The sequence below is a fragment of the Shinella curvata genome, assembly GCF_022899935.1.
Classification (GTDB): Bacteria; Pseudomonadota; Alphaproteobacteria; order Rhizobiales; family Rhizobiaceae; genus Shinella; species Shinella curvata.
This window is the reverse complement of the sequence record NZ_JALJCJ010000006.1, coordinates 124077-139476: the sequence shown is the minus strand read 5'-3', so window position 1 is coordinate 139476 and position 15400 is coordinate 124077. Positions and strand designations below refer to the sequence as shown.

The 15400-nt window shown below is 62.3% G+C and carries 14 protein-coding genes; 12 read left to right on the top strand and 2 right to left on the bottom strand.

Going from position 1 to position 15400, the window contains the following annotated elements:
- Position 1 precedes the first annotated feature (1 nt).
- Positions 2-706 (top strand): cytochrome c3 family protein, encoded by a 705-nt coding sequence (locus MUU55_RS21450; protein WP_244763130.1) that lies wholly within the window; start codon positions 2-4, stop codon positions 704-706.
- A gap of 275 nt (positions 707-981) precedes the next feature.
- Here MUU55_RS21450 and MUU55_RS21445 read toward each other — a convergent pair whose 3' ends face one another.
- A complete protein-coding gene (locus MUU55_RS21445) occupies positions 982-2001 on the bottom strand; it encodes a LacI family DNA-binding transcriptional regulator (protein WP_244762819.1) in 1020 nt (339 codons plus the stop codon).
- 285 nt (positions 2002-2286) lie between these two features.
- Here MUU55_RS21445 and MUU55_RS21440 point away from each other — a divergent pair, with 285 nt between their 5' ends.
- From MUU55_RS21440 to MUU55_RS21390, 11 genes are all read left to right on the top strand, one after another.
- Positions 2287-3903 (top strand): extracellular solute-binding protein, encoded by a 1617-nt coding sequence (locus MUU55_RS21440; RefSeq protein WP_244762818.1) that lies wholly within the window; start codon positions 2287-2289, stop codon positions 3901-3903.
- 77 nt (positions 3904-3980) lie between these two features.
- A complete protein-coding gene (locus tag MUU55_RS21435) occupies positions 3981-4841 on the top strand; it encodes a carbohydrate ABC transporter permease (RefSeq protein WP_244762817.1) in 861 nt (286 codons plus the stop codon).
- A gap of 2 nt (positions 4842-4843) precedes the next feature.
- Positions 4844-5794: a carbohydrate ABC transporter permease gene (locus MUU55_RS21430; protein ID WP_425314217.1), complete on the top strand. Its 951-nt coding sequence runs from the start codon at positions 4844-4846 to the stop codon at positions 5792-5794.
- A 3-nt stretch (positions 5795-5797) separates the two neighbouring features.
- A complete protein-coding gene (locus tag MUU55_RS21425) occupies positions 5798-6892 on the top strand; it encodes an ABC transporter ATP-binding protein (RefSeq protein WP_244762816.1) in 1095 nt (364 codons plus the stop codon).
- 3 nt (positions 6893-6895) lie between these two features.
- The gene (locus tag MUU55_RS21420) at positions 6896-7954 is read left to right on the top strand and encodes an ABC transporter ATP-binding protein (RefSeq protein ID WP_244762815.1); all 1059 of its coding nucleotides are present in this window, start codon (positions 6896-6898) and stop codon (positions 7952-7954) included.
- Between the two features lie 26 nt (positions 7955-7980).
- Entirely contained in the window at positions 7981-9075 is a 1095-nt protein-coding gene (locus tag MUU55_RS21415; protein ID WP_244762814.1) for a Gfo/Idh/MocA family protein, read from the top strand.
- Between the two features lie 22 nt (positions 9076-9097).
- On the top strand, positions 9098-10012 hold the full coding sequence (locus tag MUU55_RS21410; protein ID WP_244762813.1) for a sugar phosphate isomerase/epimerase family protein: 915 nt from the start codon (positions 9098-9100) through the stop codon (positions 10010-10012).
- A 77-nt stretch (positions 10013-10089) separates the two neighbouring features.
- On the top strand, positions 10090-11271 hold the full coding sequence (locus tag MUU55_RS21405) for an aldose 1-epimerase family protein (protein ID WP_244762812.1): 1182 nt from the start codon (positions 10090-10092) through the stop codon (positions 11269-11271).
- A complete protein-coding gene (locus MUU55_RS21400) occupies positions 11268-12065 on the top strand; it encodes an SDR family NAD(P)-dependent oxidoreductase (RefSeq protein WP_425314211.1) in 798 nt (265 codons plus the stop codon). The genes MUU55_RS21405 and MUU55_RS21400 overlap by 4 nt, the downstream gene beginning before the upstream one ends.
- A gap of 78 nt (positions 12066-12143) precedes the next feature.
- The gene (locus MUU55_RS21395) at positions 12144-13235 is read left to right on the top strand and encodes a lactonase family protein (RefSeq protein WP_244762811.1); all 1092 of its coding nucleotides are present in this window, start codon (positions 12144-12146) and stop codon (positions 13233-13235) included.
- Between the two features lie 53 nt (positions 13236-13288).
- Positions 13289-14278, top strand: a complete 990-nt coding sequence (locus MUU55_RS21390; RefSeq protein WP_244762810.1) for a LacI family DNA-binding transcriptional regulator — start codon at positions 13289-13291, stop codon at positions 14276-14278.
- On the opposite strand, the gene MUU55_RS21385 is transcribed toward MUU55_RS21390, so the two are convergent.
- Positions 14275-15396: a M24 family metallopeptidase gene (locus tag MUU55_RS21385; RefSeq protein ID WP_244762809.1), complete on the bottom strand. Its 1122-nt coding sequence runs from the start codon at positions 15394-15396 to the stop codon at positions 14275-14277. The genes MUU55_RS21390 and MUU55_RS21385 overlap by 4 nt on opposite strands.
- Positions 15397-15400 lie beyond the last annotated feature (4 nt).

Below are 15400 nucleotides of genomic sequence, written 5' to 3'. Positions count from 1 at the left end.
GATGGCGCGCATCAAGGCAATCCTGCTCTGGGTCTGGACCATTCTGACGACGCCGGCGGCGACGCTCAGCCTCGCCTTCCTGACGCTCGGCGGGTTCGTTGGCGGCGTGATGTTCTGGGGTGCGTTCAACACGGCGCTGGAACTCACCAACACGGAAAAGTTCTGCACCTCCTGTCATGAGATGAAGGACAACGTCTATCAGGAGCTGACCAATACGGTGCATTTCACCAACCGCTCCGGCGTGCGCGCCTCCTGCCCGGATTGCCATGTGCCGCATCAATGGACCGACAAGATCGCCCGCAAAATGCAGGCGTCGAAAGAGGTCTGGGGCAAGATCTTCGGCACGATCAACACGCGCGAGAAATTCTTGGACAAGCGTTTGGAGCTGGCAAAACACGAATGGGCGCGTCTGAAGGCGAATGACAGCCTTGAATGCCGCAACTGCCATTCCGCCGTGGCGATGGACTTCACCAAGCAGACGCAACGCGCCGCCGACATCCACTCGAAATATCTGCTGACGGGCAAGGCTACCTGCATCGACTGTCACAAGGGCATCGCGCACGAACTGCCGAACATGGAGGGCGTCGATCCCGGCTGGAAGATGCCGAAGGATCTCGAAGGCCAGGAGTTGCCTGCGGCGTCGAACGATGCCATCGGCGACCTGCGAAGGGCCGTGGCCAGCGCGCATGGTGCTATGACGTTTTGAAAGCGCTCGCTTCGGCAAGACGTTTGTTTCTCGGCGGCACTCCTAGGCCTTCAAGGGCGTGGAACGTGTAGGGGGCCGACTGTCGGTCGCGAGTTGATGACCTTGGAAAATCCGGTCAGGAAAAACGTCTGACGACGTCTCGGACAAGGATCGGGGCGACTCGATCTCGGTATGCTGAGGCATGCCGGCGGGTGCGGTCTGAACGAATTGCTCGTAGCAAACGAAGGCTCCCGCGCTGGTCACGGCACTCGGCGCGATGGGTGCTGCCCGTTTGTTCAGGATTCCGGAATGTTCTCTCGGAAGATGACCTGAAGCCGTGGAGGATGGTGCTCGAATTTGCGGTCCAGGATGGTGTTCTTCAGCACGGAAATCGCCTCGCGCGCCTCCACGCGCGGATTCTGGTCGATGACGGCATCGATGGTGCCGTCGAGAAGGAATCGCTTGGTGCTGTCGGTCAGTTCGTGGCCGACGAAGATGACGGAGGAGGCCATACCGGCCTCCTGCAGGGCCTGCCCGATGCCGGCATTGCCGGCGCCGATATTGTAGATGCCGGAGAGGTCTGGGTGGCGCTTGAAAAGGGCGACCGCTTCCTCATAGGCGCGCTGCCTGTCGTCGCGGACTTCGCGCAATTCGACGATATCGAGATCGCGGAACTCTTCCATGATGACGTGGCGGAAACCCATCTCGCGTTCCTCGTGGCCGCGATAGGATAGCGAGCCGGCAAACAGCGCGATCTTTCGCTTCTTTCCCTCGCCAAGGAAACGCCCGAGCAGATAACCGGCCAGCCGGCCCGCTGCGCGGTTGTCGATGCCGACATAACCGGCGCGGGGAACGTGGAGGATGTCGGAAGCGAGGGTGACGATCGGCACGCCGGACAGCGAAAGGGCCCGCATGGCCTCTCGCACTGTCGGATGGTCGAGTGCGATGACGCCGACGCCCTGCGTCACGCCGACCAGAGCGTGCAGCGTGCGCGCAAGCGTATCCGGGTTGAAGCCTTCGATCGACTGGATGCGGATGTCGAGATCGTCCTGCAGCGCGCCCTGACTGACGATCTGCGACAGGAGATTGGCGATAAAGGTGTTCGTGCCGGCCGGCAGGACGAAATCGAGCCGGATCTTTCCGGTGTTTTCCACGCTGTTCGAAAAGGGCGCGGCGAGATAGCCGAGCTTCCGGGCGGTCTCCAGAACGGCATCGCGGGTTCGCTCCCGCACGCCCTGGCGGTTGTTGAGGACCCTGTCCACCGTCGCCGGCGAGACCCCGGCTTCACGGGCAATGTCCATCAATGTCGAACGCAAAACCTGTCCTTTCACGAAATGATGGGAAATGATGTATTTCCCTGCGGCGTAAATACAAGGTGGTGCGCATATTCCAGGCGTCTTTTCCTCAGAAATCCGCATAGGCGCTGGCTGGTGATCGCATCATTTCCCGTCAGTTTATGGCGTCACTAGCCCTGCAACACGTAAACAAGGCCGCCAAAAGATGCAATATGATTGATTTTGATGTTGACACACATCATCGCCCTCGCCATTACTCATCACGCTGACGGGTGAGGAGACCTCTCGGCATGGAGGAGAACATCAATGAGCGAGATTCTGACGGTCTCGCGCCGTGGCCTTCTGGCAGCCGGCGCGAAGACATTTGCATTGACTGCTGCCATCGGCATCGCACCGCAGTTCATCCGTCCGGGCCGGGCCTTCGCGGCTGACGCGCTCGCGCCAGGCATGATCGGCGGCCCGACCGGCTTCGAAGGGGCCGAGCGCTATCAGTATGGCGCCGACACGCCGGAAGGGCGCGCCGTTGAGGCCGCCAAGGCGCTGAAGGCCGCCGGCAAGGCTCCAGAGCGCATCGTGCTCGGCCTGTCCGACGGCTCGATCGGCCAGCTGACGCAGGCCTTCCCGGCCGGCGCACCGTCCATCAAGGAACTGTGGGAAAAGGAGACCGGCATCACGCTCGACATCGTCGGCGTGCCGAACGGTCAGGAATTCACCAAGACGATGCAGGACATCTCCACCAAGGGCGGGGCGTTCGACATCTATGCGGTGGAATGGAACCGTCTGGGCGACCTTGCCGAGACAGCGGGCATCATCAAGCTCGACGATTATGTCGCCACCCACAAGCCGGAGTGGGACGATCCGGAGCGCGGTTACGTCAACGGCGCCAAGGGCGTGTCGTTGCTCAACCAGTATCGCGGTTCGACCTATGGCGTGTCGCTGGACGGCGACTTCCAGACCTGGAATTACCGAACCGACCTGTTCAATGACGAGACCGAGAAGAAGGCCTTCTCCGACAAGTACGGCTATGCGCTCGCGCCGCCGCGCACCTGGAAGGAACATGCCGACGTCGCGGCCTTCTTCCACCGCCCGGATAAGGGCTTGTTCGGCTCGACGGACCTGCGCAATCAGGGTTGGGGCTATACCAACTGGTACCAGCGCTTCGTCTCGATGGGCTCGCCCAACCAGTTCCTGTTCGGTGACGACGGCAAGGCGCTGATCAATTCCGAAGCGGGATATCTCGCCACGCAGGAATATGTCGAATCGCTCAGCCACCACTCACCGGATGCGATTTCCTGGGGTTGGCCGGAGCAGTACGGCAACTTCGCCTCGGGCGGTGCGGCGATGACCTGCGCCTTCTCCAACCTGCCGAAATTCCTCGACAACAAGGCGAACGAGGGCTCGAAGGTCACGGGCAAGATTGGCTCCATGCTGCCGCCCGGCCGCGATGTCGGCGGCCAGCTCGTCAGCCGCTCGGTGCTGTGGCTCAACCTGTCGGCTTCGGTCTCGGCGCAGAGCAAACATCCGGAGGTCTGCTATCTGCTGCTGCAATGGCTGGGCTCCAGCCGCATCTATTCGTGGATGACGGCCAATCCGGGCGGCTATTTCGATCCGTTCCAGCTGTCGAATTTCGCTGATCCGCTCGTGCGCCAGACGTATCACGACTACCACATGGACGTCGTTCGCGAGACGGTGGCGCGTACCGTGCCCTCGATCAACTATCCCGGTGCGACTGCCTTCCACAACGCGCTTGACGAAAACCTCATGGCCGCCCTGACCAAGGCGAAGACGCCGGAGGAGGCGATGGCCGATACCGAGAAGCAATGGCAGCGCATCGCGCGGCGCACCGGCGAGGACAAACTGCTCGAGGCCATCAAGTCGAACAAGGAGGCCTGGCCGACGGTGCTCGATCCGCTGGCCGGCTGAGCCGACATGACCCGACCGCCGGGCGGCCTGTTCGCCCGGCGCCTTCTGACTGTTTTCGATAAGTGACCTTTGCGATCATGAACCGCTCGCTGCCTTTCGAGATTTTCCGCTACGCTGCCATTCTTCTGGCGCTGGCGGTCACGCTCATCCCGACGCTATGGATGGCCTCGATGGCCTTCAAGCCGATTGCCGAATGGTCCGCCGCTGGCGCCGACCTGACCTGGTGGCCGAAGAGCCCGACGCTCGACAATTTCCGCTTCATCTTCGGCACCTCGACCTCCGATCTCATCGTCGCGCTCGACCGCACGGCCGGCAAGCCGATCCTGGCGTCGCTGCTCTCGGCCGTCTTCGGCACGCTGATCGCCATGACGGCGGGCACGGCCGGTGCTTACGGCCTGTCGCGCTTCGGCTCGGGCCAGAACCTGCCGCTCGCGCTCATACAGCTCCGGCTCTTCCCCCCGATGGCGGTGATGATCCCCGTCATGATCATGTGGGCCTTCTTCGGCCTCGTCGATACCTGGTGGGGTCTGGCATTGATCTACGGCATCGTCACGTTGCCCTTCGCCTTTTGGCTTATGAAGACCTTCTTCGACGACATGCCGCGCGAAATCGAGGATGCCGCACTGGTCGAAGGCTGCTCGCGCCTGCGCGTCTTCATGAAGATCACGCTGCCGATGATGCGCCCGGCGCTCGCCAGCTCCGCGCTCTTCGTCTTCATCCTGAACTGGTCGGACTATCTGATTGCGCTGCTCCTGACGACGCGCGAATGGGTGACGATCCCGGTCTACATGGCCTCGCTGTCATCCTCGATGACCGGACAGCTCTATGGTGCCAAGGCAGCACTTGGCCTCATCGCCGCCGTGCCGCCGGTCATCATGGGCATCGCCATCCAGAAGCATCTGGTCCGGGGTCTGACCTTCGGAGCCCTCAAGCAATGAGCATGCTCGCAACCGAGGAGAAAATCTCCGTGACCGGCGATCTTTCGACGACAGGGACCCGCATCGAGGATGGCGGGCGCCGTCTTGGCCTGATGCTGACGCTGCCGGCGCAATTGCTGGTGCTGTTCATCGCGGTCTTTCCGCTCCTGATGCAGCTCTATATCAGCCTCACCGACTGGTCGCCGCTCGACGGTATCGGCTGGTGGCAGGCCTATGAACTGTGGAACAACTTCGCTAACTACACCGACCTCGCGGTCGACAGCCGCTTCTGGGATGCACTCGGCCGCACGGCTCTGGTGATGCTGATCTGCGTGCCCGCCGAGTTCCTGCTCGGGCTTGGCCTCGCCATCCTCTTCATGGACAATTTCGCCGGCAAGCGGGTGTTCTACTCGATCATGCTCATTCCCATGATGGTCGTGCCTGCCGTCGCCGGCTACATGTTCTTCATGCTGTTCCAGTCCGGTGGGCCGGTGAACGACATCATCTCGACGCTGATCGGCCGGCCCTTCGCGCTCGCCTGGCTGTCGAGCCCCGGCACGGCGCTGATCGCCGTTATGATCGCCGACATCTGGCAGTGGACGCCGCTGATGTTCCTCATCTTGCTTGCCGGTCTTGTCGGCGTGCCGGAAGACCAGATGCGGGCGGCAACTTTGTTGGGCGCAAGCTGGTCGCAGCGCTTCCGCACCATCGTCATGCCGAAGATGAAGACAATCATCATCATCGCCCTGTCGATCCGCGTCATCGAGAATTTCAAGATCTTCGACACGCTCTACATCATGACGGGCGGCGGACCGGGCGTCGCGACGGAAACCATCTCCGTCTACATCTACAAGGTGACGCAGCAGGACCTGATCTGGGGTTATGTCGCGGCCATCGCACTGGTCATCCTGATCGCGCTTTCCATTCTCGTATCGCTTGCCATCAGCCGCATGAATGCGGCGAAGGAGGCCTGAGCCATGACCGCCATTCATCTTGAAAACCTGGTCAAGCGTTTCGGGGCCTTCACGGCGCTGAAGACCATGGACCTCGAAATCCGCGACGGCGAGTTCATGGCGCTGCTCGGCCCCTCCGGCTGCGGCAAGTCCACGACCATGAACATGATCGCGGGTATGGAGCAGCCGAGCGAGGGCCGCATCACTTTCGACGGCCGAGACATGAACGGCGTCGCCATGGGCAGACGCGGCGTCGGCTTCGTGTTCCAGAACTATGCGATCTTCACGCACATGAACGTCTACGACAATCTGGCCTACGGCCTGAAGGTCCGCGGAACGCCGGCGTCCGAAATAGATCGCCGCGTCAAGGCGATGGCGGACTTTCTTCAACTGACGCCGATGCTCGACAAGCCCTCGGCCAAGCTGTCGGTCAATATCCTGCAACGCTTGGCGATTGGCCGTTCGGCCATTGTCGAACCGGCGATCTTCCTGCTCGACGAGCCGCTTTCCAATGTCGACGCCGCCTTCCGCGCCGTCATGCGCACCGAACTCAAGCATCTCCAGCGCCAGTTCCGCCAGACCATGGTCTATGTCACGCACGACCAGCTCGAGGCGATGACCATGGCGGATCGCATCGCGGTGATGGATCATGGCGTGCTGCAGCAGGTCGGCACGCCGCTGGAGGTTTACAACGATCCGGTCAATCTGTTCGTGGCCGACTTCATTGGCTCGCCGGGCATGAACCTGCTCAAGGGTGTGCTTGCCGATAGCGACCGCGGGCTGGTGGCCGATCTCGGAGCGCTTGGGATTACCGCGCCTATCGACCCCGCACTTTCTGCCACTGCGCGCAAGCACGGCATCCGCGAAGTCGTCTATGGTTTCCGTCCGGAACGCGTCGTGCTGGCGGGCGCGGGGCAGGGGATCGCTATGCCTGTGACCTTCATCGAGCGGATCGGCGCACGAACCGTCGTGCACTTCGGTGACGGAGAGCAACGCGTGAAGGCGGTGTTCGACAACGACGTCGCCGTTCAGACGGGTGAGACCGTCCATGTCGCGGTCGAGCCAGGTTTTGCCCGTTTGTTCGATGCCGCTACCGGCGTCGCGATCCGGGAGGTGTGAGACATGGCCGGTATCTCCTTCCGCAATGTCACCAAGCGCTTCGGCAAGACGCTCGCCGTCAACAATGCGAGCTTCGATATCCAGCCGGGCGAGTTCTTCTGCTTTTTCGGTCCGCCCCTTTCGGGAAAATCGACAGTCCTGAAGCTGATCCTCGGGCTGGAGACGCCGGACGAAGGCGAAATCCTGATCGGCGGCAAGCCGGTCAACAGGGTCTCGCCGGCAGACCGCAACGTGGCGATGGTGTTCCAGAACCTCGCGCTCTTCCCACACATGACGGCGGGCGAGAACGTCCGGTTCCCGCTCGTCGAGCGCAAGGTGCCGGAAGAGAAGATCCGTGCGCGTGTCGAGGCTGTTGCCGCGAAGCTTCATATTTCGCATCTGCTGCACAAGCCGCCGGCACAGCTTTCCGGAGGCGAGCGCCAGCGCGTGGCGATCGCCCGTGCGCTCGTGCGCGACCCCGTCGCCTATCTCATGGACGATCCGATTTCGGCGCTCGATGCGCGGCTGCGCGAGGAAACCCGCGTCGAGCTGAAGCGTATCCAGCGCGATCTCGGCCAGACGCTGCTCTATGTCACGCACGATCAGGAAGAGGCCATGTCGATTGCCGACCGCATGGCGATCATGGAGGAGGGTGAGATCCGCCAGATCGGCTCGCCCACCGAGATTTACGATACCCCGGTCAGCCGCTACGTCGCGCGCCTTCTCGGTGCGCCGATGATGAACATCCTGCCCGCGGTGCGTGGCGAGGCGCTGGAAGCGGGCGACGGCACGATCAGCCTGCCGCTCGAGGCCGTGCCTCACGGTGCTGCGCATCTCGGCGTGCGTCCGGAAGATCTCAAGATCGAACCGTGGAACGATGCGCGGCCGGGCCGGCCGGCAACCGTCTATGAAGTCGAGCCGCTGGGCGGCTACACAGTCGTTACGGTCGATACCGGCGCGGAGAAGCTGAAGGCGCTGATGCGTGGCCAGCCGGATATTCGGCTGGACAGTGCGGTGGCACTGAGCTGCAACCCGGCCAGGGCGCATTTCTTCAATCAGGCGGGGGAGGCCGTCAGCCTGTGAACGAGCATATCAAACGGGAGGTTACCATGAGCGAAGCCAGGGGTTTTGCGCCCGATCCACAGGTGCGGGTAAGGGATTACAAGATCGGCTGCATCGGCGCCGGCATGATCATGGCGGAATGCCATCTGGCGGCCTACAAGGAGGCGGGCTTTCCGGTTGTCGCCATCGCTTCGCGCACGAAGGACAAGGCGGCGGCAGTTGCCGAGCGCTGGGGCATCGCCACCGTACACGACACGCCGGACGCGCTGATCGCTGATCCCACCATCGATATCCTCGACATCGCCTTCCCGCCGGACCAGCAGCCAGACTTGATCCGCAAGGCGCTCGCCCAACCGCATATCAAGGGCATCCTCGCACAGAAGCCGCTGGCGCTGACGCTGGAAGACGCCATCGAGCTGCGCGATGCCGCTGCCAAGGCCGGCAAGATCCTCTCGGTCAACCAGAACATGCGCTACGACCAGTCGATGCGTGTGCTCAAGCAGATCCTCGACAGGGGTGAACTTGGCACGCCGGTCATGGTGACGATCGAGATGCGTGCCATTCCGCACTGGCAGACCTTCCTTGAGGATTACGACCGCCTGACGCTGTCCAACATGAGCGTGCACCATCTCGACGTCCTGCGCTTCCTGTTCGGCGACCCCGAGACGATCACGACGCTGACCCGTACCGACCCGCGCACGACCTTCGCCCACAAGGATGGCATCACCGTTTCGACGCTGACTTTCCCGAGCGGTGTGATGGCGGTTTCGATGGAGGACGTGTGGTCCGGCCCGCGCGAAGAGGGTTTCGACAGCGACATCTACATCAAGTGGCGCGTCGAGGGCACGGACGGCGTGGCGCAGGGCACGATCGGCTGGCCCGACGGCTCGCCCTCGACGCTGACCTATGCCTCCAAGACGACGACCGGCGGCAAGTGGGTCACGCCGACCTGGGAGACGATGTGGTTCCCGCATGCCTTCGTCGGCGTCATGGAGCAGCTGCAATATGCGGTGAAATCGGGCGAGCCGCCGGCGCTCTCCGTTGCCGACAACGTCAAGACCGTTGCGCTGATCGAGGCCGGCTACAAGTCGATCGACGAGGGCCGCACGGTCAGGCTTTCCGAAATTTCCATCAATTCATGAACAACGAGGGAGGATTCTCATCATGATGCAAACTGGTATTTTCACCGGCTATTTCCCCTATGCGCTGGAAGAAACGGCGAAGAAGATCCGCGCGCTCGATTTCAATACCGTGCAGCTGGACATGCACTTCAAGGACATCGATCTCTCGGCCGGCCAGATCACCAAGGAAAAGTGCGTGAAGATCCGCGAAACCTTCCGCGATCATCACCTGCCGATCTCCTGCATTTCCGGCTACACGAACATCATCCACCCGGATAAGGCCGAGCGCGAGCGCCGCGTCGGCTACCTCAAGGAAATCATCCGCAACGCCCGCCATCTCGGCACGCCCTATGTCATCTCGGAAACCGGCACCTACAACACGGAATCCGACTGGGTGCATCACCCGAAGAACAAGACGGAAGAGGGCTTCGAGGAATGCCGCAAGGTCATCGCGGATCTTGCCCAGCATGCCTATGACCACGGCGCCGTCTTCCTGCTCGAAACCTATGTGAACAATGTCGTCGGCTCCGTCGAGGAGACCGTGAAGATGTTCGCGCAGGTCGATCATCCGGGCCTCGGTCTGCTGATGGACCCGACCAACTATTTCGAGACGCACAATATCGACCGCATGGACCAGATCCTGAACCAGGTGTTCGATACGCTCGCCGACAAGATCAAGATCGGCCATGCCAAGGACGTGAAGCGCTCGGGCGACGACAAGTCGGAAAAACATGCCGATATCGGCGATGCGGACGCGCTGGAAAGCCACACCTTCCGCGGCGTCGGCGAAATCGAGCTGCCAGCACCCGGCCTCGGTTCGCTGAACTATGATCTCTATCTCAAGCGCCTCAGCGAGAAGCACCCGAACATTCCCATGATCATCGAGCATCTCGATGAGAGCGATGTGCCGCGCGCCAAGAAATTCCTCGACGGCAAGCTGCGCGCTCAGGGGCTTTGAAAATCCGGCGGCCGGGTTTTGGCCCGGCCGCCTCTTGAGACAGCATGACCTGCCTGGCAGGGAGAAGGAACAACACGATGGTCGAATTATTCGGGGAAGCGAAGTCGCGGCGCGACATTGCTGCCAGTGCAGGACGTTTTTCGCAATTTGCCGGTGTGCGGCTGATGACCTTGTCGGACGGCCTCGAAAACGGCATTCGCATGCTCGAATTCCGCAGTGGCACGGGTCTGCGTTTCACCGTGCTGGTGGACCGTGCCCTTGATATTGCGGACTGCGAATACCGCGGCATGGCGATCGGATGGCACTCTCCCTCCGGTTTCCGCCATCCGGGCCTGCACGAATATGAGGGTGAGGGCGGCCTTGGCTGGATGCGCTCCTTCTCCGGCCTGATGATCACCTGCGGCCTCGACCATATCCTCTTCATGTATGACGAGCCGGCCGACCATTATGTCTACGGTCCGAAGAAGACGGTAAAGCACTCCATACACGGCCGTGTCGGCACCATTCCCGGCAAGCTGGACGGTTACGGTGAGCGCTGGGACGGCGACGATTGTTATCTCTGGTGCGAGGGCACCGTCACGCAGGGCACGGTGTTCGGCGAGCATCTCGAGCTGAAGCGCCGCATCGAGATCAAAGCGGGCACCAACGATATCCGCATTTCGGATACGGTGGTCAATCGCGGCTTCTACCGCACGCCGCACATGTTCTGCTACCACATCAATGTCGGCCACCCCGTTCTGGCCGAAGGTTCGCGCTATCTCGCACCCGTGCGCGACGTTGTCTGGGCCGCGCATGCCGGGGCTGACTATGAGAGGCAGGGTGTCGGCTACCGCACCATGCCCGCACCGCAGTTCGGCTTCCACGAGCAGGTCTGGCAACATGAGATGGCGGCGGATGCGAAGGGTGAGGTGCCCGTGGCGCTGGTCAACGATCGCCTCGGCATCGGCTTTGAGGTCGTCACCCGCAAGGATCAGTTCCCCTGCATGTATGAATGGCAGAACCTGCAGGCCGGGCAATATGCTGTTGGTATCGAACCCTCGACCAACCATGTGCTCGGCCACGGTGCTGCGCGCGAGCGCGGCGAGCTGATCTGGCTCGAACACGGCGAAGAGCGGCACTACGACACGACGTTCCGCATCCTTCCCGATGCCGAGGCGATTGCTGCGAGTGAGGCGAGGATTGCCGCCATCGCGCGTCAGCCGGAGATCGACTTCCCGCAGCCCTCGGGCAATCACGTCGCTCTGGAGGGCCGGTCATGAACATGCAGGCGAAGCAGCCCGCGCACAAGGAGAACACCATGATCTCGGTTGCCGGCAAGGTCATTCTGTATACAGGCGCGGCTGGTGGGCTCGGCGCGGAGACCACGCTGAACTTCCTGCGCGCCGGTGCGACCGTCGTCGCGCTCGACAACGATCCCGTGAAGAACACCGCCTTGCAGACCTCTGCGGACAAGGAGGGGCTTGCCAATCTGGTCATCCGGGCCGTCGATCTCTCCGATCTTGCGGCCCTGCGCACGTCGCTCGAAGACCTGTCGCGTGAGGTCGGCGGCTTCGACGTGGTGATCAACAACGCCGCCATCTATCCCTCGAAGCCGTTCGAGGATTACGCTCTCGAAGAAATGCAGCGGGTGCAGCGCATCAATGTCGATGCCGGCATCGTCTGCGTTCAGGTGGCCTTGCCGCATATGCGTGAACGGGGCTGGGGCCGCATCATCAACATCGCCAGCGTCACGTCCAATGGCGGCTGGGCCAATCTGTCACCTTATGTCCAGTCGAAGGGCGCGCTTATCGGCCTTGCACGCGCCTGGGCGCGAGAGTTCGGCGCCTATGGCATCACGGTCAACGCGGTTTCGCCCGGCGCCTTCCCGACGGACGCGGAAAAGATCCATCCCGATCCGGAAGGCTATACCGGCTTTGTGCTGGATCATCAGGCGATCAAGCGGCGCGGCAGCGCCAGCGACATCGCCAACGCCTTGATGTTTCTCGCCTCCGATGCCGCGGGCTTCATCACAGGACAGACGCTGAACGTCGATGGCGGCTGGGTGATGAACTAGCGCCGCGAGTGCGAATATGCCATGTCGGGCACAGGGCATGGCCGTGCCCCATGATGCCTGTCGCCTCGGAGTTTTCGCGTGAGCCAGTCTCTCTACCTTGCCGTCGGATCACTCAATCGCGAGGCACCCTATTTTCAGGGTGCCCGCGGCGAGGGTCTCACCATCTTCTCCTTCGACGAAGGCGCGCTGGAATGGACGCGCCTTGCCGGCACGTCGACCATCGACAACCCGACCTTTCTCAGTGTCGATGCCGCAAGCGGCGTTGTCTATGCCAATTCGGAAGTGTTCGGCTGGCATGAAGGCACCGTGAGCGCTTTCCGCTTCTCGCCCGGAACGCGCGCCCTGACCTATCTCAACAAACAGCCGACGCTCGGCAGTATCGCAGCGCATAACATGGTGTCGCGCGACCGGCGTTTCGTGCTGGTCGCGAACTATGCGATGGGCGGCGATGGACCGGACCGGTCGGTGGCGGTTTTTCCGGTGCAGGAGGATGGCCGTCTTGCGCCGGCTGCGGCGTCCGTTCGGCTTGACGGTGCGCTCGGCCCGGTCGCCGACCGCCAGGAAAGGCCGCATGCCCATATTGTGACAGAGGTGCCCGAGGGCGGCGCGGTGCTCATTGCCGATCTCGGTCTCGACCAGGTTGTCGAATATACGCTTTCGAGCGATGGTGCGCTCGCGCGGTCCGCCAGCGTTGCGCTCCCGCCAGGCGCTGGCCCTCGCCATATCGCCCAGCATGGCAACGGTCGTTTTGTCTATGTTTCGAACGAGCTGGATTCCACGGTATCCTTCGTCCTGCGCGAGACCGGCAAGATAACGCTCCAGCAGACGCTATCGACCATCCGTCCCGGCGTGGAATCCCATGGCGCGGATATTCATCTGTCGCCGGACGGGCGTTTCCTCTATTGTTCGAACCGGGGCGAGGACAGTATAGCGTGTTTCATGGTCGATCAGGCGACGGGTCATTTGACGCTGCGGGACATTGTCCCTTCTGGCGGCAAGACGCCGCGCAATTTCGCGTTCACGCCGAGTGGCCGTCATATGCTGGTCGCCAACCAGAACGGTGATGCGATCGTGATCTTCCGGCGGAACGAGGAAACAGGTGCCTTGACGGATAGCGGAAAGCGCATCGAAATCGGTACCCCCGTATGCGTGAGGCCCTTCATCCTGTGACGGACGACAAGCAGCCTGCAAAACGCGGCCGTCGGAAAGGCGCTGGAGTGACGATGGCGGATGTCGCCGCCGCCGCCGGCGTCTCCATGCAGACGGTTTCGCGCGCGCTACGCTTTCCCGACACGGTGACACCGGAAAACCGCAAGATCATCGATGATGCGATCAGGAAGACGCACTACGTTCACAATCTCGCGGCGAGCCATCTTGCATCGAACAAGAGCAACACCGTCGCCGCCGTCATCCCAACGCTCTCGGCCTCCGTCTTCGCTGAAACCATGCAGCACTTCTCCGAGGTGCTGCACCGCGAGGGGTACCAGATCTTCCTCGGCAACACCGATTACCGGCTGGACCGCGAGGAAGACGTGATCCGCAGTCTGCTCGGGCGGCGGCCGGATGGCGTGTTCCTGATCGGCACGCACCATACCCGCGCCAGCGTGACCATGCTGAAACGTGCCGGCATTCCGGTCGTCGAGGGCTGGGACATGACGGAAAAGCCGATCGATCGGCTCGTCGGTTTTTCCAACACGGACGCGATTGCCGAAATGGCACGGCATCTCGTGCGCTCCGGTCGGACGAACATCGTCTTTGCCGGTGTGCTGCGCAAGGGCGATAGCCGCGCAGCCGAGCGGCGGGACGGCTTTGCCGCGGCCATGGAGGAGCTGTTTCCCGGCAAGGCGCCACGGATTTCCATCTCGCGGGACCTGCCCTTGACCATGGCATCCGGTGCGGATCTCTTGCGCAAGGCACTCGCGCGTTATCCTGAAGCTGATGCCGTGATGTTTTCGAGCGACATCATCGCCTCGGGCGCATTACAGGAAAGCGTGCGTATCGGCCTGAAGGTGCCGGAGCGTCTTGCCATTACCGGCTTCGGCGACTTCGAGCTTGCCCGGCATCTCATTCCATCGCTGACGACAGTCTCCGTACCTTCGGCGGAAATCGGCCGCGAGGCCGGGCGCCTTCTCCTGGAGGGCATGCGCGGCATCCAATCCGAAACCACGCTCATCGATATGGGGTTCAAGCTGATGATCCGCGACAGCGGCTAGGAAGATGGAATATCCGGCCGATGGGCGAAGTCGGTCAGCACTTCGCAGCCCGTTGCCGTCACCCGCAGCATATATTCGAGCCGCACACCGCCGACATCAGGATCGAGCGCGGTCGGCTCCACCATTATCACCATGTCTTCCTTCAGGGACTCTCGCTCATAGGCGACAAGGCGCGGCCATTCATGCACGCCGGTTCCGATCGAGTGGCCGGAATGGTGCGCGTAGGAATAGCCGTGCCGGTTGATCGTCGCCTGCAGGCTCTGGTCGAGCGCGTCGATGCCAAGCCCCGGACGAATGGTTTCGATTGCCATGTCCAATGCGCTTCGGGCGGCGCCGAAGAGCTTTTCGAAGCCGGCGGACGGCGTCCCGATCATGGCCGACGCGCAGCTGTCGCCCCAGTAACCGGCGACGCGCGGCGCCAGATCGCAGATCAGCGGATCGCCCGTTTCCAGGATGCGGTTGCCGGGCCACCCCATGAACTGAGACGTGCGCTCCCGCCCGGAAATGAGGTCGCCGGTGACAGGCAGGCGTTCGCCGGCGCGGGTTTCCATGGCAAGCCGGATGGTGGCGAAGAGGTCGAGTTCGCTCATCCCGGCGCGGGTTGCCGAAAGGAAGGCCTGCTGCCCAGCGGAAGCCGTCAGCGCCGCTTCGCGCAACAGTCCGATCTCGGTTTTGGTCTTGATCGCGCGCTGGCGGCGGAAGGCCGGTTCAACGGAAACGACCACGCTGTCTTCCAGCAGCGGGAGGATGGAGGCGGGTAGGGCATGCGGCTCGACCGCAATCTTTCCACCGACCTTGAGACGTCGCAGCAGTGCGTTTGCCTGCGAAACATAGTTCGCGAAGATGTCGGTCGCCTCCTTGAAGGAGAAGCCGGTATAGGTGATGACGAGATCGGCCCAGCTTCCGGTGCCTGCTTCCAGATTGGTGACCAGGAGCGCGGTTTCACCATTCACGCCAACGATCCCGAGGCTCGGACCACCCGCGAAGGGTGAAGGGCCGGCCTCGATGCCGGAGATATGGCCAAGCGCATAGGCGACGCCGTCCGGGCTGGTGAACAGGCCCCAGTCCGCGCCAGTCTCCCTGATGGCGGCAATGGTCTTTGCAAGCCGTTCGTCCATGGGA